This is a genomic window from Rhodococcus sp. PAE-6 (genome assembly GCF_025290685.1).
GTDB classification, from domain to species: domain Bacteria; phylum Actinomycetota; class Actinomycetes; order Mycobacteriales; family Mycobacteriaceae; genus Rhodococcus; species Rhodococcus pyridinivorans.
Genome location: NZ_JAOCLZ010000012.1, coordinates 40,807 through 62,573, shown reverse-complemented (window position 1 = coordinate 62,573; position 21,767 = coordinate 40,807). Strand labels below are relative to the sequence as shown.

At 69.2% G+C, this 21,767-nt stretch carries 22 protein-coding genes and 1 pseudogene; 11 read left to right on the top strand and 12 right to left on the bottom strand.

The genetic code is table 11. The annotated features are described in order from the left end of the window. Position 1: 1 nt before the first annotated feature. From NVV99_RS20915 to NVV99_RS20900, 4 genes are read right to left on the bottom strand one after another with little or no spacing between them, the layout of a single operon-like run. The gene (locus NVV99_RS20915) at positions 2-856 is read right to left on the bottom strand and encodes a maleylpyruvate isomerase family mycothiol-dependent enzyme (protein ID WP_041803646.1); all 855 of its coding nucleotides are present in this window, start codon (positions 854-856) and stop codon (positions 2-4) included. Beyond that, positions 853-1,293: an HIT family protein gene (locus NVV99_RS20910; RefSeq protein ID WP_024103671.1), complete on the bottom strand. Its 441-nt coding sequence runs from the start codon at positions 1,291-1,293 to the stop codon at positions 853-855. The genes NVV99_RS20915 and NVV99_RS20910 overlap by 4 nt, the downstream gene beginning before the upstream one ends. Before the next feature lie 9 nt (positions 1,294-1,302). Then, the gene (locus NVV99_RS20905) at positions 1,303-2,067 is read right to left on the bottom strand and encodes an NAD-dependent deacylase (protein WP_024103672.1); all 765 of its coding nucleotides are present in this window, start codon (positions 2,065-2,067) and stop codon (positions 1,303-1,305) included. 22 nt (positions 2,068-2,089) lie between these two features. Continuing rightward, complete coding sequence (locus tag NVV99_RS20900; protein WP_144376989.1) at positions 2,090-2,293, bottom strand: hypothetical protein; 204 nt, start codon at positions 2,291-2,293, stop codon at positions 2,090-2,092. Between the two features lie 437 nt (positions 2,294-2,730). Here NVV99_RS20900 and NVV99_RS20895 point away from each other — a divergent pair, with 437 nt between their 5' ends. The 3 genes from NVV99_RS20895 to NVV99_RS20885 are packed head-to-tail and all read left to right on the top strand — an operon-like array spanning position 2,731 to position 5,612. After that, entirely contained in the window at positions 2,731-3,858 is a 1,128-nt protein-coding gene (locus NVV99_RS20895; RefSeq protein ID WP_006552915.1) for a Re/Si-specific NAD(P)(+) transhydrogenase subunit alpha, read from the top strand. After that, positions 3,859-4,188, top strand: a complete 330-nt coding sequence (locus NVV99_RS20890) for an NAD(P) transhydrogenase subunit alpha (protein WP_006552916.1) — start codon at positions 3,859-3,861, stop codon at positions 4,186-4,188. It abuts the gene before it with no gap. After that, positions 4,188-5,612 carry an NAD(P)(+) transhydrogenase (Re/Si-specific) subunit beta gene (locus tag NVV99_RS20885; protein WP_024103674.1) on the top strand — a complete coding sequence of 475 codons (1,425 nt, stop codon included), beginning with the start codon at positions 4,188-4,190 and terminating at the stop codon, positions 5,610-5,612. Before NVV99_RS20890 ends, NVV99_RS20885 begins: the two co-directional genes overlap by 1 nt. A gap of 43 nt (positions 5,613-5,655) precedes the next feature. Here the strand turns inward: NVV99_RS20885 and NVV99_RS20880 are convergent, their stop codons facing one another. The 4 genes from NVV99_RS20880 to pdhA are packed head-to-tail and all read right to left on the bottom strand — an operon-like array spanning position 5,656 to position 10,263. Then, positions 5,656-6,825: an MFS transporter gene (locus NVV99_RS20880; RefSeq protein WP_024103675.1), complete on the bottom strand. Its 1,170-nt coding sequence runs from the start codon at positions 6,823-6,825 to the stop codon at positions 5,656-5,658. 31 nt (positions 6,826-6,856) lie between these two features. Beyond that, complete coding sequence (locus NVV99_RS20875) at positions 6,857-8,176, bottom strand: dihydrolipoamide acetyltransferase family protein (protein ID WP_024103676.1); 1,320 nt, start codon at positions 8,174-8,176, stop codon at positions 6,857-6,859. Positions 8,177-8,185: 9 nt separating this feature from the next. Beyond that, positions 8,186-9,169: an alpha-ketoacid dehydrogenase subunit beta gene (locus NVV99_RS20870; RefSeq protein ID WP_024103677.1), complete on the bottom strand. Its 984-nt coding sequence runs from the start codon at positions 9,167-9,169 to the stop codon at positions 8,186-8,188. After that, on the bottom strand, positions 9,166-10,263 hold the full coding sequence (gene pdhA, locus NVV99_RS20865; RefSeq protein ID WP_024103678.1) for a pyruvate dehydrogenase (acetyl-transferring) E1 component subunit alpha: 1,098 nt from the start codon (positions 10,261-10,263) through the stop codon (positions 9,166-9,168). Before pdhA ends, NVV99_RS20870 begins: the two co-directional genes overlap by 4 nt. 166 nt (positions 10,264-10,429) lie before the next feature. Here pdhA and NVV99_RS20860 point away from each other — a divergent pair, with 166 nt between their 5' ends. Then, positions 10,430-10,918: an Lrp/AsnC family transcriptional regulator gene (locus tag NVV99_RS20860; protein ID WP_019288945.1), complete on the top strand. Its 489-nt coding sequence runs from the start codon at positions 10,430-10,432 to the stop codon at positions 10,916-10,918. A 4-nt stretch (positions 10,919-10,922) separates the two neighbouring features. Here the strand turns inward: NVV99_RS20860 and NVV99_RS20855 are convergent, their stop codons facing one another. Then, a complete protein-coding gene (locus NVV99_RS20855) occupies positions 10,923-11,396 on the bottom strand; it encodes a thioesterase family protein (protein WP_024103679.1) in 474 nt (157 codons plus the stop codon). A 184-nt stretch (positions 11,397-11,580) separates the two neighbouring features. Here NVV99_RS20855 and NVV99_RS20850 point away from each other — a divergent pair, with 184 nt between their 5' ends. Together NVV99_RS20850 and NVV99_RS20845 are read left to right on the top strand one after the other, a co-directional pair. Continuing rightward, a complete protein-coding gene (locus tag NVV99_RS20850) occupies positions 11,581-12,420 on the top strand; it encodes a sulfurtransferase (RefSeq protein ID WP_006552551.1) in 840 nt (279 codons plus the stop codon). A 141-nt stretch (positions 12,421-12,561) separates the two neighbouring features. After that, the gene (locus NVV99_RS20845) at positions 12,562-12,918 is read left to right on the top strand and encodes a hypothetical protein (RefSeq protein WP_024103680.1); all 357 of its coding nucleotides are present in this window, start codon (positions 12,562-12,564) and stop codon (positions 12,916-12,918) included. A gap of 28 nt (positions 12,919-12,946) precedes the next feature. Here NVV99_RS20845 and NVV99_RS20840 read toward each other — a convergent pair whose 3' ends face one another. Next, the gene (locus tag NVV99_RS20840; protein WP_024103681.1) at positions 12,947-13,765 is read right to left on the bottom strand and encodes a shikimate 5-dehydrogenase; all 819 of its coding nucleotides are present in this window, start codon (positions 13,763-13,765) and stop codon (positions 12,947-12,949) included. Between the two features lie 104 nt (positions 13,766-13,869). Here NVV99_RS20840 and NVV99_RS20835 point away from each other — a divergent pair. Then, positions 13,870-14,085: pseudogene (locus tag NVV99_RS20835) on the top strand (enoyl-CoA hydratase/isomerase family protein); the annotation flags it as partial. On the opposite strand, the gene NVV99_RS20830 reads toward NVV99_RS20835, so the two are convergent. After that, positions 14,083-14,754, bottom strand: coding sequence for an HNH endonuclease family protein (locus NVV99_RS20830; RefSeq protein WP_006552554.1), 672 nt, complete (start codon positions 14,752-14,754; stop codon positions 14,083-14,085). The pseudogene NVV99_RS20835 and the gene NVV99_RS20830 overlap by 3 nt on opposite strands. 70 nt (positions 14,755-14,824) lie before the next feature. Continuing rightward, on the bottom strand, positions 14,825-15,748 hold the full coding sequence (locus NVV99_RS20825) for an NADP-dependent oxidoreductase (protein WP_024103682.1): 924 nt from the start codon (positions 15,746-15,748) through the stop codon (positions 14,825-14,827). A gap of 49 nt (positions 15,749-15,797) precedes the next feature. Between NVV99_RS20825 and NVV99_RS20820 the strand changes: the two genes are divergently transcribed. From NVV99_RS20820 to NVV99_RS20805, 4 genes are all read left to right on the top strand, one after another. After that, on the top strand, positions 15,798-18,605 hold the full coding sequence (locus NVV99_RS20820; protein WP_024103683.1) for a DEAD/DEAH box helicase: 2,808 nt from the start codon (positions 15,798-15,800) through the stop codon (positions 18,603-18,605). Next, entirely contained in the window at positions 18,606-19,376 is a 771-nt protein-coding gene (locus tag NVV99_RS20815; RefSeq protein ID WP_024103684.1) for an SWIM zinc finger family protein, read from the top strand. A gap of 108 nt (positions 19,377-19,484) precedes the next feature. Beyond that, the gene (locus NVV99_RS20810; protein WP_006552558.1) at positions 19,485-20,036 is read left to right on the top strand and encodes a DUF1360 domain-containing protein; all 552 of its coding nucleotides are present in this window, start codon (positions 19,485-19,487) and stop codon (positions 20,034-20,036) included. Positions 20,037-20,227: 191 nt separating this feature from the next. After that, positions 20,228-21,760: a CoA-acylating methylmalonate-semialdehyde dehydrogenase gene (locus NVV99_RS20805; protein ID WP_006552559.1), complete on the top strand. Its 1,533-nt coding sequence runs from the start codon at positions 20,228-20,230 to the stop codon at positions 21,758-21,760. The last annotated feature ends 7 nt before the right edge of the window (positions 21,761-21,767 follow it).

The window sequence follows — 21,767 nt, the reverse complement described above, 5'->3', positions numbered from 1 at the left end:
GTCAGATCGTGAACGCGAGGTTGTCGACGATGCGGCGCCCGACCTCGGTGTCGCCGCCGAGGGTGATCTCGTCGATTCGGTCCTCGGCGCGCACGCGTCCTCCGGCGAGCCGAACGAACAGTCCCGAGTCCATCGCGATCGTCGTGGTGGCCGGTTCGGAGTGGGCCGGGACCTCGGTGGCCCGTCCGTGCACCTCGACGTGGACGGTGCGTGCGAGGGGACCGGAGAGCTCGATCGTGATGCGTGCTCCCTCGGGGGCCTTGCCGCGCTTGCCCACAATGAACGGAACCGCACCGAAGACCTCCGCGGATCCGAGTTCGGCACGCGGGCCGCCCTCGCTGCCCGTCCTGCCGAGAGCGTCGCAGATGTCGAGTTCGTGGAGCCAGCAGTCGAACACGCGGATCCGCATGAAGCGTCCGTAGGGCGCCGGCCCGACGGGAGTGTTCGACTGCTTCCCGAAGTCCGCCTGGGTCATCGCGCCGAGTTGCTCCGTGCGTAGGGCGACGATCTCCCGGTAGCGCTCGAGCACGTCCGGGCCGGGAACGGGACGCAGCGACTCCACCCACAGTTCGTTGAAGGCCGCGATGTCGTTGCGGACGTGGTCGAACGAGCGCACGTCGCGTTCGATGCGCGGCGCTTCGATGCCCGCGAGCATCGACTCGGTGCCGATGAGATGCGCAGTGATGTCCTTGACCGTCCATCCCGGTAGGCAGGTGGCGGTGGTCCACTCGTCCTCGGTCGGTCCCGAGAGCAGATCGTCGAGCACGGCGAACTGCTCGAGCAGCAGCGGCCGGATCGTGTCGATCGGGAACTCGGCAGCGGAGGTATCGGGGGTGGTGTCGGGCTGCGATGTCACTGGTGCTCCTCGGCGGTGAGACGTTCGAGACCGGCGCGGATGAGTGCCGCGGTGGTCTCGGGGTCGTGGGGTCGACGGCGGACCAGACCGATACCCATCCGGACACGATCGCCGTTCCAGCGGGGCAGGACGTGCAGATGAGTGTGGAAGACGGTCTGGAAGGCTGCCCGTCCGTCGTTCAGGACGAGATTGGTTCCATCGGTGGCGAGTTCGGAACGGGTCATCGCCCGGGCGATCCGCTGTCCGGCGCGGAAGACGGCCGCGCCCGACGCCGGATCGAGGTCCTCGAGGCGTGCGGCGTGCACGCGCGGGATCACGAGGGTGTGCCCGCGCGCGATCGGCCGGATGTCGAGGAAGGCCACGACCTCGTCGTCCTCGTACACCCGTGTCGCCGTACCGCTGCCGTCGGCTATGGCGCAGAACACACAGGAACTCACCGGGTCACCTTAACGCGGTGTGTCGGTCCCGATCCTCAGCGCGTCGACGAGGGCGGGAAGACCCACGGCGGCCGTGGTGCGCCAGGCGTGGTCGACCTGATCGCTCAGATCGGTCTCGCGCGGATCGATCTGTACCACCGGCACGCCGTGACTGCGCGCGAGCGACGGCAGGCCGGCCGCCGGGTAGACGACGCCCGAGGTGCCGACGACCAGCAGCAGGTCGGCCTCGCGCAGGGACTCGGTCGCGGTCTCCCACGGGTCCTGCGGCAGCATCTCGCCGAACCACACGACGCCCGGCCGGCCGTCGCCTCCGCATGCGGGGCACGACGGCGGATCGAGACGGGCGACGGGATCCTCCGGCGGATCGGGGAGGTCGACGGCACGCTCGCACCGGCTGCACCGCGGGGCGAACAGGCTCCCGTGCAGATGGGTGACCTCGTGGCTTCCGGCCCGCTCGTGGAGGTCGTCGACGTTCTGCGTCACGATCTGCACGTGGGCCGCCCGTGCCCAGTCGGTGAGGGCCCGGTGTCCGGCATTGGGCTGTACACGCCGGACGAGCGCGACCCGCCACTGATACCAGGCCCAGACCGTCGCGGGATCGTCCGCCCACGCCGCTGGTGTGGCGAGGGCATTGGCGTCGAAGTTCTCCCACAGTCCGGTCTGCGCATCGCGGAAGGTGGGGACACCGCTCTCGGCGGACATCCCGGCGCCGGTGAGGACGGCGACGCGGCGGGCCGAGCGGGCGAGGTCGAGGACGGGTTCCGGCACGTTCATGGGGCCAGGTTAGGTGCTCGGGTCAGGAGGGATCCGGGATCGGGTGCTCCCTGCCGCATCGCGGGCACGGTTCCTCCTCGGAGGTGAGCATCGCCCCGCAGTCGGGGCAGAGGAGATGGAGCCAGCAGACCGGGTCGCCGCCGAGGTCGGCCGTGCCGGGGTCGTCGTCGCCCGTGAAGTCGGCGGGCGTGTCGTTCGCGGGGTCCTTCCGAGGTTCGTGTGTCACGGACACCCCCCTACGCGGGCTGCCGGACGAGCGCAAAGGCCGGGTCCGGTGACCGAATATCTGAATCGATTCCGAAGTGTTCTGAATCGGTACACACCGCCGTTCGGTACACACGGAACGAATCTGTTTGCACTCCGCCTTCTTTCGCATCGGGGGCCGCTCCCGGGCCGTTTTCGGGACCGATTCCGATCGTCCTGCACGGTCTTGCTCACCGGAGGAAAATGGCATTTGTGAGGTGAGCTGCCTCACAAACTTGCGCCGTCTTGCTGTTCGGACTCGATTCAGATGATCTGACCAGGTTGCGAGGTCACGGGAGGGCACGGTAGGTCTGCTTAAGCCTTTCAGTGCATGACAGGCCGTCACATGGCCTTCGATAACGCATCTTTCGCCGCCGATCGCGGCACGACGCGCACTTTCATCGACGCAGGAGTCAAGAATTGAGTACCGAAGGATCGAACACGGGGAGCGGAGCGCACCGCCGTCCGACCGTCGGCGTGGTTCGTGAGACGAACGACGGGGAACGGCGGGTCGCGCTCGTGCCGAAGATCGTGCCCTCCTTGATCGGCAAGGGTCTCGACGTCGTCGTCGAGTCCGGTGCCGGCCAGGGCGCGCTGATTCCGGATGCGGCCTACAAGGAAGCCGGCGCGACCGTCGGCGACGCCTGGTCCGCCGACATCGTCGTCAAGGTCGCTCCGCCGAGCGACGCCGAGATCGCCCACCTGAAGTCCGGCCAGCGCCTGATCGGCTTCCTCGCCCCGCGCAACGCAGACAACCAGATCGGCGCCCTCACGCAGGCCGGAGTCGAGGCGTACGCCGTCGAGGCCATTCCGCGTATCTCCCGCGCGCAGGTCATGGATGCCCTGTCGTCGCAGGCCAACGTCGCCGGCTACAAGGCCGTGCTGGTCGCGGCGAGCGAATCCACCCGCTTCTTCCCGATGCTCACCACCGCCGCCGGCACCGTGAAGCCGGCGACCGTGCTGGTGCTCGGGGTGGGCGTCGCGGGTCTGCAGGCGCTGGCCACGGCGAAGCGTCTCGGGGGCCGCACCACCGGTTACGACGTGCGTCCCGAGGTCGCCGACCAGGTCCGGTCGGTCGGTGCCCAGTGGCTCGACCTCGGCATCGACGCCGCGGGTGAGGGCGGCTACGCACGCGAGCTCACCGAGGCCGAGCGGGCCCAGCAGCAGCAGGCGCTCGAAGACGCCATCAAGGGCTTCGACGTCGTCATCACCACAGCGCTCGTGCCGGGCCGCCCGGCGCCGCGCCTGGTGACCGCCGCCGCGGTCGAGGGGATGAAGCCGGGTTCGGTCATCGTCGACCTCGCCGGCGAGACCGGCGGCAACTGCGAACTCACTGAGCCGGGGCAGACCGTCGTCAAGCACGACGTCACCATCTGCTCGCCGCTCAACCTGCCCGCGACGATGCCGGAGCATGCCTCCGAGCTCTACTCGAAGAACGTGTACGCGCTGATCGAGCTGCTCCTCGACGAGTCGGGTGCCCTGGCCCCGGACTTCTCCGACGAGATCCTCGAGGCCGCCTGCGTGACGCGTTCGAAGGAGAACTCCTAGATGTACAACGAACTACTCGCGAACATCGCGATTCTGGTCCTGGCCGGATTCGTCGGTTTCGCCGTCATCTCCAAGGTGCCGAACACGCTGCACACGCCGCTGATGTCGGGCACCAACGCGATCCACGGCATCGTCGTGCTCGGCGCTCTCGTCGTGCTCGGTCATCTCCCCGGTGATGCCCACTGGGGCATCAAGATCATCCTGTTCGTCGCTCTGGTCTTCGGCACCCTGAACGTCGTCGGTGGCTTCGTCGTCACCGACCGCATGCTCGGGATGTTCAAGCAGCGCAAGGACTCCCCGGCTGCACAGAAGAAGGGGGCTGACGCCTGATGGGCTACCTCGTCTCGGTCCTGTACATCATCGCCTTCGCGATGTTCATCTACGGTCTGTCGGGTCTGACGGGCCCGAAGACCGCAGTCCGCGGCAACTACATCGCCGCCGTCGGTATGTTCATCGCGGTCGTCGCGGTGCTCATCGACATCCGGGAGACGGAGAACTGGGGTCTGATCATCGGCGGTCTGGCCGTCGGCATCATCCTCGGCGTCCCGCCGGCACTGAAGACCAAGATGACGGCGATGCCGCAGCTGGTCGCGCTGTTCAACGGCGTCGGTGGTGGCACCGTCGCACTCATCGCGTGGGCCGAATATCTCGAGTCCACCAGCTTCACGACGTTGGACGACGACCCGACCGTGGTCATGATCGTCGGTTCACTGTTCGCCGCGATCATCGGCTCGATCTCGTTCTGGGGTTCGCTCGTCGCCTTCGCGAAGCTGCAGGAACTGCTGAACAAGAATCTCGAGCGCAAGCTCGTCGCGTCGGCGAAGCTGTTCCAGCTCGCCAACATCGTGCTCGTCCTCGCGTCGATCGCCATCGCCGTCTACATCGGCATCAGCGCCGACGGTGACCCGCTGGCCTCGTGGTGGATCCTGGCGCTGCTCATTGCCGCCGGTCTGATGGGTCTGTTCGTCGTGCTGCCGATCGGTGGCGCCGACATGCCGGTCGTCATCTCGCTGCTCAACGCCCTGACGGGTCTGTCGGCAGCAGCTGCCGGTCTCGCGCTGAACAACCAGGCCATGATCGTCGCGGGCATGATCGTCGGTGCTTCGGGCACGATCCTGACCAACCTCATGGCCAAGGCCATGAACCGGTCGATCCCCGCGATCGTCTTCGGCGCCTTCGGTGGCGGCGAGGCGGCGGCCGGTGTGGCCTCGGCGTCGGGTGGCACGGTCAAGGCCACCTCGGCCTCGGACGCCGCCATCCAGATGGCGTACGCCAACCAGGTCATCGTCGTCCCCGGCTACGGTCTGGCCGTCGCCCAGGCGCAGCACGCCGTCAAGGAGATGGCGGCGCTGCTCGAGGACCGCGGTGTCGAGGTCAAGTACGCGATCCACCCGGTCGCCGGTCGTATGCCCGGCCACATGAACGTCCTGCTCGCCGAGGCCGACGTCGAATACGACGCGATGAAGGAGATGGACGATATCAACGGCGAGTTCGGCCGCACCGATGTCACCATCGTCATCGGCGCGAACGACGTCACCAACCCGGCTGCCCGCCTGGACTCGACGAGCCCGATCTACGGCATGCCGATCCTCAACGTCGACCAGTCGAAGTCGGTCATCGTGCTCAAGCGCTCGATGAGCTCCGGTTACGCCGGTATCGACAACCCGCTGTTCACCGCCGACAACACCTCGATGCTGTTCGGTGATGCGAAGAAGATGGTCTCGGAGGTCACCGAGGAACTGAAGGCCCTGTAGGCCTTCCGGACCTGTCGCTGCTCCGTCACGGCGCCCACGCGGATCACCGCGTGGGCGCCGTCGGCGTCAGTACGGGAGCCAGCAGTGCGGCGAGGAGCACGCATGCGAGCGGTACGACCATCGCCGTCGTGAGGGAGGTCGCCTCGGCGATCCATCCGATGCACGCAGGGCCGGCCAGGAAACCCAGATAACCCAGACCGACGACGCGGGACATGTTCGCGCCGGGGGATCCCGAATCGAGATTGCCCGCGGCGCTGAACAGCTGCGGGAGGGCACCGGACAACCCCAGGCCGAACAATGCCCATCCGGCGAGTGTGAGGACCAGCCACGGCGACAGTGCCACGGCGCCGATCCCGACCGCGGCGACCAGCGTTCCGTACCGGATGACGGCGGCGCTGCCGAACCGGGCGGTGACCCGGTCGGCGACGAAGCGCCCGATCGTCATGGTCGCCGAGAACGCACCGAACGCGAGCGCGGCCACCGACTCCGGACTGCCGAGCCGTTCCTGCACCTGCAGCGCGCTCCAGTCGTTCGCGACCCCCTCGCACAGCATCAGCGCGAACGCCACACCTCCGAGCAGCACCACGCGGCGCGAGTAACCGGCCCGGGGCCCCGGTGACGACGATCGGATCGGCGGCTCCGTCCGGACGAGGCGCGGCCCCGCCCGGCCCACCACCGCGGCCGCGACGACCCCGGCGACCGCGAGCGTGAGCGCGGGGCGAACCCCGGCGGCCAGGGCGGCCGCGCCCACCAGCGACCCGGCGATCCCGCCCGCGGAGAACAACCCGTGGAAGGCCGACATGATCGGTCGCCGGTACCGCTGTTCGACCACGACCGCCTGGGAGTTCATCGACACGTCCAGCGCGCCGTTCGCGAAACCGAACACTGCGAGAGCGAGTCCGAGCTGCCACGGCGCCGCGGCCAGGCCCGGCCCGACCACCGTCAGAGACAGCATCAGAACGAAGACGATCGTCGTGCGGTGGCTACCGATCAGGTCGGCGAGCCGACCCGTCACGTGCATCCCGCCGAGCGCCCCGAGGGCGAGCAGCAACAGCAACGATCCGAGTGCCGCGTGATCGATGCCCACCCGTTCCCGGATCGCCGGGATGTGGACGACCCACAGGGCGAGCAGGAAGCCGTTGAGCCCGAAGATCGCGAACACCGCCGCCCGGGCGTGCGTGAGCCGGTCCGTCGTCCGCTGCGAATCCACCACGTGGAGGCACGCTACCGAGCGTTCGCGGCCCCTACGTATCGGCGAGCAGCATGGGCACGGGATCGCCGAGGAACGCACCGATCGTCGCGAGTGCCCGTCCCGCCTGCTCCCCGTCGACGAGCCGATGGTCGAACGACAGCGACAACGTGACCACCTTCCGGATCGCGAGAGCACCGTCCACGACCCACGGGCGGTCGGAGATCGCTCCGACGGCGAGGATCGCCGACTCGCCGGGATTGAGGATCGGTGTTCCCCCGTCCACCCCGAACACCCCGACGTTCGTCACCGAGACCGTCGAACCCGTCAGCTCGGACGGCGTGGAGCGGCCCGTCCGCGCGCGGTCGGCGACCTCGGCGATCGACCGGGCCAGACGCGGCAACGACAGGCGCTGGGCCTCCCGGACCACGGGGACCTTCAGGCCGTCGGAGGTCGCAGTGGCGATCCCGAGATGCACGTCGTGGTGGAGCACGATCTCGCCCGTGTCGTCGTCCCAGTGCGCATTGAGCGACGGCTCGTCAGCGATCGCGTGCAACAGCGCGCGGGTGACGATGCTCAGCGCCGTCGGACGGACGCCTTCGAAGGCCGACGACGCGCGCAGGGTCGACACCAGGTCGACGGTGGCGGTCGCGTCGCACGTGAGGAAGACGCTCGCGTGCGGGGCGGTGAAGGCGCTGCGGGAGACTGCCTCGGCGGTCCGCTTGCGCACCCCTCCGACGGGTATCCGTGTGGTCCGTTCGGGGGACGCCTCAGGGGCGGGTGAGTGTGGTCGTTCGGCGGTGGGTTCTTCGCCGTGGCCTGCGGTAGGTTCGTCGCCGTGTCCGGCGGTGCGCCGCACGTCGTCGCGCGTGATCACACCGCCGCGGCCGGTGCCCGTCACCGTGTCCAGATCGACCTCGAGGAGAGCCGCGAGTTTGCGTGCGCCGGGCTTCGCGTCGGGTCGTGCGGGAGGGGGATCACCGTCGCGGGCACGACCGGCGTCCGCCGAGGCACGGCGGGTCGCACGTCTGCTCTGCGGGGCGTCGCCGGGTCCGTATCCGACGAGCACCGACGGTCGGGACGGGCCGCCGCTGTCACCGGCCGGCTCGGCGGGTCCGTCCTCGGTGGCGATCCGCAGCAGGGGTGCCCCGACCGGCACCGTCTGTCCCGGCTCGACCAGCAGTTCCTCGACCGTGCCGCCATAGGGCGACGGCAGTTCCACCGTGGCCTTGGCGGTTTCGACCTCCCCGATGACCTGGTTGAGTTCGACACGATCGCCGACCGCGACGGCCCAGTGCACCCAGTCCGCATCGGTGAGTCCCTCACCGAGATCGGGGAGACGGAATTCCTGTACTGCGCGGGCGGGATTCGTCATCGGTGCGCCTCACGCTGCGAGTGCGCGGTCGACCGCGTCGAGGATGCGATCCGGGTCGGGGCGGTGGTGGGATTCGAGTTTGGCCGGGGGGTAGGGGATGTCGAATCCGCCGACCCGCAGGACCGGTGCCTCGAGTTGGTAGAAGCACCGCTCGGTCGTGCGGGCGGCGATCTCCGCGCCGATGCCGCAGAAGACCGGCGCCTCCTGCACGACGACGAGCCGGCCGGTTTGCCGCACCGACGCCTCGATCGTGTCGAAGTCGATGGGGGACAGCGACCTCAGATCGACGACCTCGAGCGAATGTCCTTCCGCTTCGGCGATGTCGGCTGCGCGTAGCGCGGTAGCGACCAGCGCACCGAAGGTCACGATCGTCGCGTCCGAACCGGACCGGACGACCCGCGCGGACGTGAGCGGCAGGTCGGGTGCGGTCTCCGTGTCGATCTCACCGCGTTCCCAGTAGCGGTGCTTCGGTTCGAGGAAGATCACCGGGTCGTCGAGCGCGACGGCCTGCTGGATCATCGAGTACGCATCAGACGGGGTACTCGGGCTCACGACCCGCAGACCCGCGGTGTGGGTGAAGTACACCTCCGGTGATTCCGAATGATGTTCGACCGCACCGATGCCGCCGCCGTAGGGGATCCGGACGGTGAGCGGGGCCACCACGGCACCGGCCGTGCGGTAGTGGATCTTCGCGACCTGCGAGACGATCTGGTCGAAGGCCGGATAGACGAAGCCGTCGAACTGGATCTCGCACACGGGTCGGTAGCCGCGCAGCGCCATCCCGAACGCCGTTCCCACGATCCCGGATTCGGCGAGGGGAGTGTCGATCACACGACCTTCACCGAAATCCTTCTGCAGGGTGTCGGTGATGCGGAAGACGCCGCCGAGGGTGCCGACGTCTTCACCCATGATGACGACCTTGGGGTCGCGTTCGAGTGCGCGGCGGAGTCCGGCGTTGAGGGCACCGCCGAGGGTCATCGTCGTGGTGGTCATCGTCGCGCCTCCTCCGTGGGGCCGAAACTCGCCAGATATTCGGCGTAGTCCGCGCGTTCCTGTTCGACGAGCGGATGCTCGGTGGTGTAGACGTGGTCGAACAGGGCGGCGGGTTCGGGGTCGGGCATCCCGAGCGTGCCGCGCCGGAGCCGCATCGCGGTGTCGTCGGCGGCCGTCCGGACCTCGTCGAAGAAGTCGTCGTCGGCGTGCCCTTCGCGTTCGAGCAGTCGTCGCAGCCGATCGATGGGGTCGCGTGCCTGCCACTCCTCGAGATCGGCGGGTGTTCGGTAGCGGGTGGGGTCGTCGGAGGTCGTGTGCGGGCCCATGCGGTAGGTGAGTGCCTCGATGAAGAACGGACCGGCACCCTCGCGGGCGTGCCGGACGGCACGCCGGGTCACCGCCAGGACTGCGAGAACATCGTTGCCGTCGACCTGCACGGCCGGCATCCCGAATCCGGCGGCGCGCCGGGCGAGGGGGACCGGGCTCTGCACGTGGGTGGGCACGCTGATCGCCCAGTGGTTGTTCTGGCAGATGAACACCACGCCGACGCCCCAGCTGACGGAGAAGACCATGGCCTCCGAGAGGTCGCCCTGGCTCGTGGCGCCGTCGCCGAAGTACACGACGGTGGCGATCTCGGCTCCGTCGAGCTTCGCGCCCATCGCGTAACCGGTGGCGTGCAGGCCCTGGGCTCCGACGACGATGGCCGGGTTGGTGGTGGCGACCGTCTGCGGATCCCATCCGGACAGGCCGCACCCACGCCACAGGCGGGTCATGTCGGCGGGGTCGACGCCGCGGCACAATGCGACGGCGTGCTCGCGGTAGCTGGTGAAGACGTAGTCGTCGGGCGCGAGTGCCCGGGCGGAGCCGACCTGCGCGGCCTCCTGGCCCTGGAGCGGCGCCCAGAGGCCGAGCTCACCCTGCCGTTGGAGAGCCGTCGCCTCAGCGTCGACGCGTCGCGCGACGACCATGTCGCGGTAGAGCCCGCGCAGTTCGTCGGGGCCGACGTCGGCGACGAGTGGGCCGTACTCGGTGTCGAGGACGCGTCGCCCGTCGGGTTGGATCAACTGGACCGGATAAGCGGTCGGTACAACCATCGGATCACCTCGTCGGTGCGGATCCAGCGTGCCCTCGTGAGGCCCGACCGGATGATGTGTGCCGTACATCACATCATCCGGGCAATTCGCGCGTGCGCAATCGATCCGCTCCCAACCGTGCAGAAAGCACGGTTTCGGGGTGCTCCTAGCTGGCAGACTGCGGAAAATGACCAGTCTGGATGCCACCGATGCGCGTCTGCTGCTCGAACTCACGCGCACACCACGGGCCACGGGAGTCGAGCTGGCGCAGCGTCTCGGGTTGTCCCGCAATACCGTCCAGGCGCGCCTTGCCCGATGGGAGGCCGAGGGCGTGCTCGCCTCGTTCGACCGGCGGGTGGATCCCGTCAGCCTGGGTTATCCGCTTGCCGCCTACGTGGCCACCCGCGTCGATCAGCACCGTCTCGACGAGGTCGTCGACGAACTCGCACAGATCCCCGAGGTCACCGAGGTCTACGGGCTGACCGGGCAGATCGACCTGTCGGTGAAGGTGGTCGCCCGTGACGCCGACGACCTCTATCGGCTCGCGGGCCGGATCCTGAAGATCCGCGGCGTCGAACGCACGGACATGTCGCTGGTCATGCAGGACCTCGTCCCGCAGCGCACAGCTCCGCTGCTGAACCGGGCCGCCGGGCGCAGCGGAGACGAGGCGACCTAGAGCACTAGCGGCCCGCGTTCGGGGTGGCCAACTGGGCGGCGGCCTTGCGGATCTGATCGGGGATCGGGACGGGGCGGCGCGTCTGCGGATCGACGTAGACGTGGACGAACCGGCCGGTCGCCGCCGGGATCAGGGTGTCGTCGGCCTCCCGGAAGATTGCGAGCGAATAGGTGATCGACTGTGTGCCCAGACGTTCGACCGCCAGTCCGACCTGCAGGCGGTCGGGGAAGGACAGCTCGGCGAGATAGCGGCAGGAGGTCTCGGCCACGACCCCGATCGCGTCGAGTTCGCGGATGTCGACACCGGTGGTGGAGATGAGCCACCCGTTGACCGCCGAGTCGAAGTACGAGTAGTACGTGACGTTGTTGACGTGGCCGTAATGGTCGTTGTCGGCCCAACGCGTCTGCATGGGCCACAACACCGGGAACTGCTCCGGCTCAGGCGGGGCGGCTGGGCTCGTCGGTTGGCGGTTGCTCACGTCTCGACGATAGTGCTCTCCGCACGTCAAATCAGACCAACCCCCGCGCCAATCCCGAACCGAGACGCAAAACCCCCGAATCGGACGTGCACAGGGCGTGTCCGCCCGCCGGGGTCGTCCCGGCACGCACGGCGTGTCGCCCCAAAGCCGGAACGGCGTGTGCCGTTCGTGTCAGGATCGGGTCATGTCCGATACCCCCGTTCTTCTCTCCACCGTCGAACTCGCCGAGATGATCGAGCAGGGCCGGTCGCCGGTGATACTCGACGTCCGCTGGGCACTCGGCGACAGACACGGACGGGACCGATTCCATGAGGGGCACATCAGCGGAGCGGTCTACGTCGACCTGGACGAGGATCTCGCCGATCCGCCCGCACCTGAGCTCGGTCGTCATCCGCTGCCCGACATCGACCGTTTCCAGGCCATCGCACGCCGGTGGGGGATCGACGACGGTGCTCTCGTCGTCGCATACGACGACAGCGGCGATCTCGCCGCGGCCCGCGCGTGGTGGCTGTTGCGCTGGGCGGGGCACTCCGAGGTGCGATTGCTCGACGGCGGACTGCAGGCGTGGATCGCCGGCGGGCACCCTCTCGCCGCAGGACCGGGCGGCGAGAAGAAGCCCGGCAACGTGACGTTGAGCCCCGGCCACATGCCCACCATCGGTCCCGATGAGGCCGCGACCTACGCGACCCACGGAGTTCTGCTCGATGCGCGCGCCCACGCGCGGTACCGCGGCGACGAGGAGCCGGTGGATCGCCGGGCGGGCCACATCCCCGGCGCAGTCAGCGCGCCGACCACCGAGAACCTCCGTCAGGACGGGTCGTTCCTGCCCGCGGATCAGATCGCGCACCGCTTCTCGACGCTGGGCGTGAAGCGCACCGACGTCGCCGTGTACTGCGGATCGGGAATCAACGCCGCACACGAGATCGCCGCGCTCGAGATCGCGGGCATCGACGCCGCGCTGTATCCGGGTTCGTGGTCGCAGTGGTCGGCGGATCCGAAGCGGGAGGTCGCCACCGGCAGTTGAGCGGCGATCCGCCGGCCGATGCGCAGTTCTCGTCGACGATTCGCAACATCGCCGACGAGAACTGCACTCCGGAGGCGGGACCACCGGTCGTGAATGGGACTCGCGGAGCATCCCGGAGAAAAGGCCGGCAAATCAACGCAAATGAAACACTTCGCCCGAGGTCGTACGGCTGCCACGGTAGGTGCTGCAGTCCTGGCGACCCTGCTCGGAGCGATCGTCGCCCACCTCGTCGAGGCCGCACCGGTGATCGCCGGCGAGTGCGAGGCGACCTACGGCGTCGACCTCGGCCCGTTCTTCACCGGCTGGTTCGTCGGCGACCTGGGGGCGACACCGAGACCACCACGTTCGTGTTCCAGTCGGCGCGAACGGCCGCGTGGGTCAACAACTTCGATCTGCAGAACCCCCGCCACGCACGACATCATCCGCGTCGAGATGACCGTCGCGGTCGATGCCGCCGCCGTGGTGCTCGACGGTCTCGAACAGGGCCATATCGTCTGACGGCCGAGTCCTCCTCGGTCCCGACCGTTCAGGAACGGGAGTACTCCGACGCGCGGCGCACCTGCTCGCGCGTCGGGGTCACTCCCGTGTAGAGCTCGAACTGCAGTGCCGCCTGCAGCGCGATGACCTCGTCGCCCGTGATCACCGGGATGTCGTGCTCGCGGGCGAATCGGACGAGCGGGGTGTCCGGCGGCACGGCCACGACGTCGAAGACCGTCGACGCTGCGGCGACGAAGTCGTGGGGCAGCGGCAGGTCGACCGATTCGGCACCGCCCGCCATCCCGATCGGAGTGGCGTTGACGATCAGCCCGGGTGCGACGTCGCTCGTGTCGGCGCGCCATTCGTAGCCGTACTTGCGCGCGAGCGGCCGTCCGGTGTCCTCGTTGCGCGCGACGATCGTTCCGTCGGTGAATCCGTTGTGGCGCAGCGCCGCTGTCACCGCCTTCGCCATGCCGCCGCTGCCCACCACCGTGACGGGCAGGGCGGAATCGACGCCGTGCTCGACGAGCAGATCGCTCACCGCCTGGTAGTCGGTGTTGTAAGCGTGCAGGACGCCGTCGTCGTTGACGATCGTGTTCACGGACTCGATGGCCCGCGCCGAATCGTGCAGCACGTCGACGAGGGGCAGCACGGCTTCCTTGAACGGCATCGACACCCCGGCGCCGCGGATGCCCAGGCCGCGTATCCCCGCCACGGCGTCCTCGATGTTCACGGGCGCGAACGCCTTGTAGACGAAGTCGAGGCCGAGTTCCTCGTAGAGATGGTTGTGGAACCGGGTGCCGATGTTGCTGGGACGGCCGGACATCGAGATGCACAGCCGGGTGTCCTTGGAGATGCGCTCGAGCATTTGCTCACCGTAGACCCTACATGTTCGGAAACAGCGATTTTCTCAGGAGAGCACGTTGTTCTCACAACAAAGAACAAGATACTGTCCGATGCAAGGGAGACGATCTGGGTGCAGGAGGACTGAGATTCGAACGGGAAGGCGCGATCGTCTGGTGCATCATCGACCGGCCCGCAGCGCGCAACGCGTTCACCCCGGCGATGTACTGCGGACCCGAACGTGCGGTGCGACTGGTCGATTCCGATCCCGACCTCGCCGCCCTCGTCATCTCCGCCGTCAACGGCATCTGCCAGGCGGGGAGACTGCTGGTCGCGATGATGTCACGGGCACGACTCCGCCGCGCCCACCAAGGCACGGTGGTCGTCGACCGTGATCGGCAACGCGTAGCGCACCGCCACGGTCAGGTACCGGCCGGCGAACCAGCAGCGGTAACCGGGAGCCGGTGGCAGCCACTGGGCCGGCGTGCCGTCGCGCTTGTCGAGGTTGGCCTGCCCGTCGACAGCGACGAGGTTGTAGGTGATGTCGTTCGCGAACCGGAGTCGACGTTCGGCGGGCCATGCGGCGGCACCGAGATCCCAGGCCGCGGCGAGCGGATAGATGTGATCGATGTGCACGGCGTTCGCCTCGGCACGCCGGAACTCCACGCGCGCACCGGTGTACGGATCGTTCAGGACCCCACTCGTCACGACACAGTCGTCGGTGCCGGCCCGGAAGGTGGGGGAGGTGAGGTCGCGCGCGAGGACGTTGTTGCGGGTGTCGCAACCGTCGTGCCCACCGGCCCCGGGATGGTCGTCGGACCAGGCCGGACCGAACACGCATCGCTCGCCCGCGCCGCAGCCCCGCTGATAGCCGGGAACCTTCCGGCGCTGATCGACCACCGTCACCTGCTCGAGCAGGAGATGCACCTCGGCTCGGGTGGGGCTGCCCGGCACCGTCCCGGACCCCGGCGCGGTGCGGTCCCACAACCAGGACACCGCCACCGCGACCACCACTGCCGCCACCCACCACGTCGCGTTCCCCCCACGCACGCGGCGATCCTGACATGCCCTGCCGACAGGATCTTCAGGGCACGGTGACGACGATCTTCCCGCCGGCGTGCCCGGACTCGACGAGTTCCAGCGCAGCCCCGGCCTCGGTGAGCGGAAAGGTCCGCTCGACGCGCGGCGTCAGAACACCACGCTCGACGAGCGCCACGACCTGCTCGAACACCTCCCGGGTCCGTCGCCGCGTGATTCCCGAACCGCCCAGCTCCTCCGCGCGTGCAGGGTCGGCGACACTCACGACCCGTTCCGGCGCCCGCGTCAGCGCGACCGCCCGCTCGAGTACGTCGCCGCCGACGAGGTCGACGACCGCGGTCACCGCCCCGCACCGTTCCGCGGTGGCCGCGACTCGCGCGTCGAACCCGTCGCCGGACTCGATCCACATTCCGCCGCACGATTCGAGGAGCTCCCGTTTCCCCGCGCTCGTCACGCCGAGCACAGCGGCACCTGCGGCGTGCGCGAGCCGCGTCGTCGCCGACCCGACGCCACCACCGGCACCCAGGACGAGGACGGTGTCCGCATCGACGATCTCGAGGTGCTCGACGATGTCGAAGGCCGTTCCGGCCGCGACCGGGAGGGTCGCCGCCACCTCGAACGGCACCGACTCGGGCACGAGCGCGGCAGCCCGCGCGTCGACGAGGGTGTACTCGGCGTAGCCGCCGTAGCCCTCCGCGGTGGCCCCGAAAACGGCGTCGCCCGGCCGGAAGCCGGTGTCCGGACCGGCGGCCTCCACCACACCGGCGACCTCCCGGCCGAGGACCGCCGGGAAGTGCACCGTGACGCTGCCTGTGCGCCGTCCGGACCGCACCTTCCAGTCGGCGGGATTCACGCCCGCGGCCCGGACTGCCACGAGGAGCTGCCCCGGACCGGGCGGTGGGACGGGGGTGTCGAACAGCTGCTGTGTCTCCGGACCGCCGTACTCCACGAAGCCGTATGCGCGCGCCATGGGACCCAGCCTGCCATCGGGGTCGGGTGCGGCTGGCACGATAGTGGGCATGTTGCACGGGCTGTGGTCACCGGGATCCGGCCTGATGCTGTGGTGGGACCCCGCCGCAGAGCCCGATCCCGACGCGCTGCCGTCTGCGCTGCGCCGGTGGATCGACCGCCCGTTCCGCCATCGCATCACCCTCACCTTCCCTACGGAGACCGAGCCGAGCACGCTGCCCGCCGTCGCGGTCGCACCGGCGGACGCAGCCGAGCTTCTGCTGGACATGCCGCGGCGTCCCGGGGGTGTCGGCGGCGATCTGCGATATCTCGCGCACGTCGCCCGTGGCATCGAGAGGTGGGCGCAGGCCGGCCGCGTCGCACCGGAGCTCGTGCGTGTCGAGAAGCAGTGGTGGGCGCGGTGGCGCCTGCTCGGCGGCGAGAAGACGCGGGCCTGGTCCGCCGAACTCGCGGCCGCGATGTCTCCCGCGCAACGACAGCTCGGACGGCCCGTCGATCTCCTCGACGATCTGTGCCGCGAACTGACCGACCCCATCGTGCGCACCCTCTACGGCTCGTCGACCTCGCTGCACCCCCTCGTCGCTGCACTGGCCGAGGGCAGTCCCCATCCCCGCGGGACCCAGCGCATGGCCGATGCGCTCGAGGAATGGCGCGCCAGCCTCGCCGGATACGAACCCGACCTCGTGCTGCGCCTCGTCGAACCGGACGACGTCGACGACGGGGTCGGAGCCGACTCCATCTGGCGGCTCGAGGTGTGCCTGCGTCCGGAGGGACAGTCCCCGACGCCGCTGCCCGTCGAGGACACCGACCCGCACCTGCTCCAGATCGGCGTGCGCAAGCTCGGGACCGCGCTCCAGGCCTATCCCCGCCTGCAGGACGTGCCCCGCGATCCCGACAGTCTCGACCTGCTGCTGCCCACCCCGGTCGTCGTCGATCTCGTCGAGCACGGCGCCCGGGAGCTCGACGCCGCGGGCATCGCGGTGCTGCTGCCGCGCGCCTGGACCCGGGTCGATCCGTCCCTGCGTCTGCAGGTCGAGTCACCCGTCGCCCCCGTGAGCGCCGACGACAGCGTCGTCGGGATGAGCGCGATCGTCTCGTACGAATGGCAGCTCGCCGTCGGCGACATGCTGCTCACCCCGTCGGAGATGGAAGAGCTCGTCGCGGCCAACAGCGACCTGGTCAAGCTGCGCGGCAAGTGGGTGCGGGCAGATGCCGAGGCACTGGCCCGCGCGGCCCGGTACGTCACCGCGCATTCCGCCGAGGATGCGACCCTCGGGTCGTTGTTCGCCCAGTTCACCGGCGACGATGCTCCGCCCGCGGAGGTCACCGAGATCTCCGCCTCCGGCTGGGTCGAGATGCTGCTCGACGGGCAGGCGCACCCCGAGCCCGTCCCCGTGCCGGCGGGACTGAACGCCGAACTGCGTCCCTACCAGCAGCGCGGCCTCGACTGGCTCGCGTTCATGAGCCGGCTCGGTCTCGGCGCCGTGCTCGCCGACGACATGGGCCTGGGCAAGACCATCCAGGTGCTCGCGCTGCTCGCCCACGAACGAGAGTCGGGCCTGCGGAACGCCCCGACCCTGCTGGTCTGCCCGATGTCGGTGGTGGGCAACTGGCAGCGTGAGGCCGAACGGTTCGTGCCCGACCTGCGGGTGCACGTCCACCACGGCGCCCAGCGGCTGAGCGGACCGGCGCTCGCCGCCGCTGCCGCCGACCACGATCTCGTGGTGACGACCTACGCCATCGCCGCCCGCGACGTCGCGCAGCTCGCGACGCTGACCTGGCAACGCGTGGTCCTCGACGAGGCCCAGCACGTGAAGAACACCGCGACCGCGCAGTCCCGCGCCACGCGCGCCGTGCCCGCGGCGCACCGGATCGCGCTCACCGGCACACCGGTGGAGAACCGGCTCGAGGAACTGCGCGCGATCCTGGACTTCGCGAATCCGTCCCTGCTCGGCACCGCGGCGTCCTTCCGGGCCCGCTTCGCGGTGCCGATCGAGCGCGACCACGACGCCGTCGCTGCGGCGCGGTTGCGGGCGTTGTCCGCACCGTTCGTGATGCGCCGCGTCAAGACCGACCCCGACGTGATCTCCGATCTGCCCGAGAAGTTCGAGCAGACCGTGCGCGCCAACCTCACGGCCGAGCAGGCCGCCCTGTATCGGGCCGTCGTGGACGACATGATGCGCCGGATCCGGGACAAGGAGGGCATGGCCCGCAAGGGCGCGGTGCTCGCGGCGCTGACCCGGCTCAAGCAGGTGTGCAACCACCCCGCGCACTATCTGGGCGACGGCTCGCCCGTCCTGCGTCGCGGACGGCACCGCTCGGGCAAACTCGGCCTGGTCGAGGACATTGTCGAGTCGGTGCTGGCCGACGGCGAGAAGGTGTTGCTGTTCACGCAGTTCCGCGAGTTCGGTGAGCTCGTCGTGCCCTATCTCGAGGAGCGGTTCGCCACGACGGTGCCCTTCCTGCACGGGGGAGTGTCCAAGGGCCGGCGCGACGCGATGGTCGACGGCTTCCAGAGCGAGGGCGGTCCGCCGATCATGGTGCTCTCGCTCAAGGCGGGCGGCACCGGACTGAACCTCACCGCCGCCAACCACGTCGTGCATCTCGACCGGTGGTGGAATCCGGCGGTGGAGAACCAGGCCACCGACCGTGCGTTCCGGATCGGGCAGCGTCGCGACGTCCAGGTCCGCAAGCTCGTCTGTGTGGGAACGGTGGAGGAGCGTATCGACGAGATGCTCACCGGCAAGCAGGAACTGGCCGAGATCGTGGTCGGGGCAGGGGAGAACTGGATCACCGAGCTGTCCACCGATCAGCTGCACTCCCTGCTCACCCTCGGCGACGACGCGGTGGGGGACTAGATGGCACGGGGCAACGTACGCCGCTACGGCACGGCCCGCCGGATCGACGGCGGCATCGAGGCGCGCACCAAGCGGGGCTCGATCGGCCGCAGCTGGTGGTCGAAGGAACTGATCTCGGCGATGGAGGAGGTCGCCGAGAAGGGGCGACTGACGCGGGGCCGTGCGTATGCACGCGCCGGCCAGGTGATCTCCATGCGGCTCGAACCCGGAGCGGCCGTCGGCGACGTGCAGGGCAGTCAACTCACCCCGTTCACCTCGGCGGTGCGGGTGCGCACGCTCGACGAGGAGGCGGTGGGAGAGCTCGTCTCGCTCGTCCGCTCGTCGCCGGGCATGCTGGCGCGACTTGCGGCGGGCATCCTTCCCGAGGAACTCGGATCGGCCCTCCTCCCGCGACGCGCGGGTGAACTCGACTTCGACTGCACCTGCCCCGACGACGGGTGGCCCTGCAAGCACGCCGCGGCCGTCGCCTACCTGCTCGCAGAACACGTCGACGACCAACCGTTCGCGGTCCTGACCCTGCGCGGGGTGGACCTCGCGACGCTGATCGGCGGCGTCGACGATGCGGACGCCGACGAAGAGGTGGCCGCGGCGCGGGACTTCTACGGCGACGACACCGAGTTGTCCGAGCTGCCCACGGAACGGTTCCGTCCCGCGCTCGAGGACCTCGATCCGATGCTGCTGCGCCGCGCGTTGCGGGCCGGCGGAACCGACGAAGCCGTGGTGATCCGGGGGATCATCGACCTCGAGGATCTCTACCGCCGCATGCGTTGACCTCGATCGGTCGCCGGTGGTTGTGTCGTCCGTCCCCGGGGTATGCCGCCCATGAAGGTGACGGCTCCGGTCGCGCCACCGACAGCACATGCCACGAGTGGAGGATTCATGCGGACTCCGGAAGCATCGTCGACAGCGCGGGAGAACGCCGAACGTGCGGTCGATGCGGTCCAGCAGGAGGCCGACACCTATCGGAACGGGGAGGATCGACCCCTTGGTGGATATGCGGTGCTCATGTCCGTGTACCTCACCACTGTCGGCACGCTCGGCGCCGTCGCGGCAAAGCGCGGGCGGCCGATGCCGAAGCCCGATGCCGGCGATCTCGTGGTGACCGCGCTCGCGAGCCACAAGGTCTCCCGGATCGTGAGCAAGGCGGCGGTGACCAGTCCCGTCCGCGCACCGTTCACGAAGTTCGACGGCCCCGGTGGTCCGGCCGAGGTGATGGAGCAGCCCCGCAAGTCGTCGCGGGTCCGTCACGCCGTCGGGGAACTGCTGGCCTGCCCCTTCTGCCTCGACCTGTGGACGGTGACGGCGATGGTCTTCGGCCGCGTCTACGCTCCGAATCTCACGCGTCTGGTGGCGGGTTCGTTCGCGGCGCTGACCGGAGCCGACTTCCTGCACCTGGCGTACGCGAAGGCGCAGCAGATCGCCGAGGGCTGATATCGGCCCCTCGAGCATCGGCCCCTCGCGCATCGACCGTGCGTGAGGGTGCCGGCCGATCCGGTCCGGTGTGACGGTAGACATACGTGGACTTCCAACTATAGGATGAGCGAAGACTTCGGGCCTCGGCCCGTTCGTGCCGAAATCGCACACCCCACGTCATCGCACACCAGTAAAGGACGGGATCGGACATGAGCGTTCGAGAATTGACCCACTTCGTCGGCGGGCAGCACGTCGCCGGCACCTCCGGCCGCTTCGCCGACGTCTTCGCCCCCAACACCGGAGAGGTCCAGGCTCGCGTGCCGCTCGCGGCCGACTCCGAGGTCGACGCCGTCATCGCCAACGCCGCCGAGGCGCAGAAGGTGTGGGCGTCCTGGAATCCTCAGAAGCGCGTGCGTGTCCTCATGAAGTTCGTGTACCTCGTGCAGGAGAACATGGACGAGCTCGCCCACCTTCTGTCGAGCGAGCACGGCAAGACTGTCCCCGACGCGAAGGGCGACATCCAGCGCGGCCTCGAGGTGATCGAGGTCGCCATCGGAGCCCCGCACCTCCTCAAGGGTGAGTACACCGAGTCCGCCGGCGGTGGAATCGACGTGTACTCGATGCGTCAGCCCCTCGGCGTCGTCGCCGGGATCACCCCGTTCAACTTCCCGGCCATGATCCCGCTGTGGAAGGCCGGCCCGGCGCTCGCCGCCGGAAACGCGTTCGTGCTCAAGCCTTCCGAGCGCGACCCCTCGGTGCCGCTCCGCCTGGCCGAGCTGTTCCTCGAGGCCGGCCTGCCCGCCGGTGTGTTCAACGTCGTCAACGGCGACAAGAGCGCCGTCGACTACCTGCTCGACGACCCGCGCATCAAGGCGATCGGCTTCGTCGGCTCGACCCCCATCGCGCAGTACATCTACGAAACGGCCGCGAAGAACGGCAAGCGCGCACAGTGCTTCGGTGGTGCGAAGAACCACGCGATCGTCATGCCCGACGCCGACCTCGACCAGGTCGCGGACGCACTCGTCGGCGCCGCCTACGGCTCGGCCGGTGAGCGCTGCATGGCGCTGTCCGTCGCCGTCCCCGTGGGCGAGGAGACCGCGGATCGTCTCGTCGCCAAGCTCACCGAGCGCATCGCCGAACTGCGTATCGGCACCAGCTTCGACGAGAAGGCCGACTTCGGTCCGCTCGTGACCGCCGCCGCCCGCGACCGCGTGCACGGCTACATCGCCCAGGGCGTCGAAGAAGGCGCCGAGCTGGTCGTCGACGGCCGCGACTTCGTCCTCGAGGGCCACGAGAACGGCTTCTTCTCGGGCGCCACCCTGTTCGACAAGGTCACCCCCGAGATGTCCATCTACAAGGAGGAGATCTTCGGCCCCGTGCTCACCGTGGTGCGTGCGCGCGACTACGAGGACGCCCTGCGCCTGCCCACCGAGCACGAGTACGGCAACGGCGTCGCGATCTTCACCCGCGACGGCGACACCGCCCGCGACTTCGCGGCCCGCGTCGAGGTCGGCATGGTCGGCATCAACGTCCCGATCCCCGTCCCGATCGCGTACTACACCTTCGGCGGCTGGAAGGCCTCCGGCTTCGGCGACCTCAACCAGCACGGCCCCGACGCCTTCCGCTTCTACACCAAGACCAAGACGGTCACGCAGCGCTGGCCGTCCGGTGTCAAGGAAGGCGACATCGAGGGTGCGCACGTGGCCGACACCGACCACTTCGTCATCCCGACGATGAACTAGGCGGTCC

What these genes read in the sequence shown, in the direction of transcription:
- NVV99_RS20905 (WP_024103672.1), bottom strand. Translation starts at nt 2,067, where the DNA reads ATGAACGTGCCGGAACCCGTCCTCGACCTCGCCCGCTCGGCCCGCCGC.
- NVV99_RS20890 (WP_006552916.1), top strand. Translation starts at nt 3,859, where the DNA reads ATGTACAACGAACTACTCGCGAACATCGCGATTCTGGTCCTGGCCGGA.
- NVV99_RS20885 (WP_024103674.1), top strand. Translation starts at nt 4,188, where the DNA reads ATGGGCTACCTCGTCTCGGTCCTGTACATCATCGCCTTCGCGATGTTC.
- NVV99_RS20875 (WP_024103676.1), bottom strand. Translation starts at nt 8,176, where the DNA reads ATGACGAATCCCGCCCGCGCAGTACAGGAATTCCGTCTCCCCGATCTC.
- NVV99_RS20870 (WP_024103677.1), bottom strand. Translation starts at nt 9,169, where the DNA reads ATGACCACCACGACGATGACCCTCGGCGGTGCCCTCAACGCCGGACTC.
- pdhA (WP_024103678.1), bottom strand. Translation starts at nt 10,263, where the DNA reads ATGGTTGTACCGACCGCTTATCCGGTCCAGTTGATCCAACCCGACGGG.
- NVV99_RS20860 (WP_019288945.1), top strand. Translation starts at nt 10,430, where the DNA reads ATGACCAGTCTGGATGCCACCGATGCGCGTCTGCTGCTCGAACTCACG.
- NVV99_RS20850 (WP_006552551.1), top strand. Translation starts at nt 11,581, where the DNA reads ATGTCCGATACCCCCGTTCTTCTCTCCACCGTCGAACTCGCCGAGATG.
- NVV99_RS20845 (WP_024103680.1), top strand. Translation starts at nt 12,562, where the DNA reads ATGAAACACTTCGCCCGAGGTCGTACGGCTGCCACGGTAGGTGCTGCA.
- NVV99_RS20840 (WP_024103681.1), bottom strand. Translation starts at nt 13,765, where the DNA reads ATGCTCGAGCGCATCTCCAAGGACACCCGGCTGTGCATCTCGATGTCC.
- NVV99_RS20825 (WP_024103682.1), bottom strand. Translation starts at nt 15,748, where the DNA reads ATGGCGCGCGCATACGGCTTCGTGGAGTACGGCGGTCCGGAGACACAG.
- NVV99_RS20820 (WP_024103683.1), top strand. Translation starts at nt 15,798, where the DNA reads ATGTTGCACGGGCTGTGGTCACCGGGATCCGGCCTGATGCTGTGGTGG.
- NVV99_RS20815 (WP_024103684.1), top strand. Translation starts at nt 18,606, where the DNA reads ATGGCACGGGGCAACGTACGCCGCTACGGCACGGCCCGCCGGATCGAC.
- NVV99_RS20810 (WP_006552558.1), top strand. Translation starts at nt 19,485, where the DNA reads ATGCGGACTCCGGAAGCATCGTCGACAGCGCGGGAGAACGCCGAACGT.
- NVV99_RS20805 (WP_006552559.1), top strand. Translation starts at nt 20,228, where the DNA reads ATGAGCGTTCGAGAATTGACCCACTTCGTCGGCGGGCAGCACGTCGCC.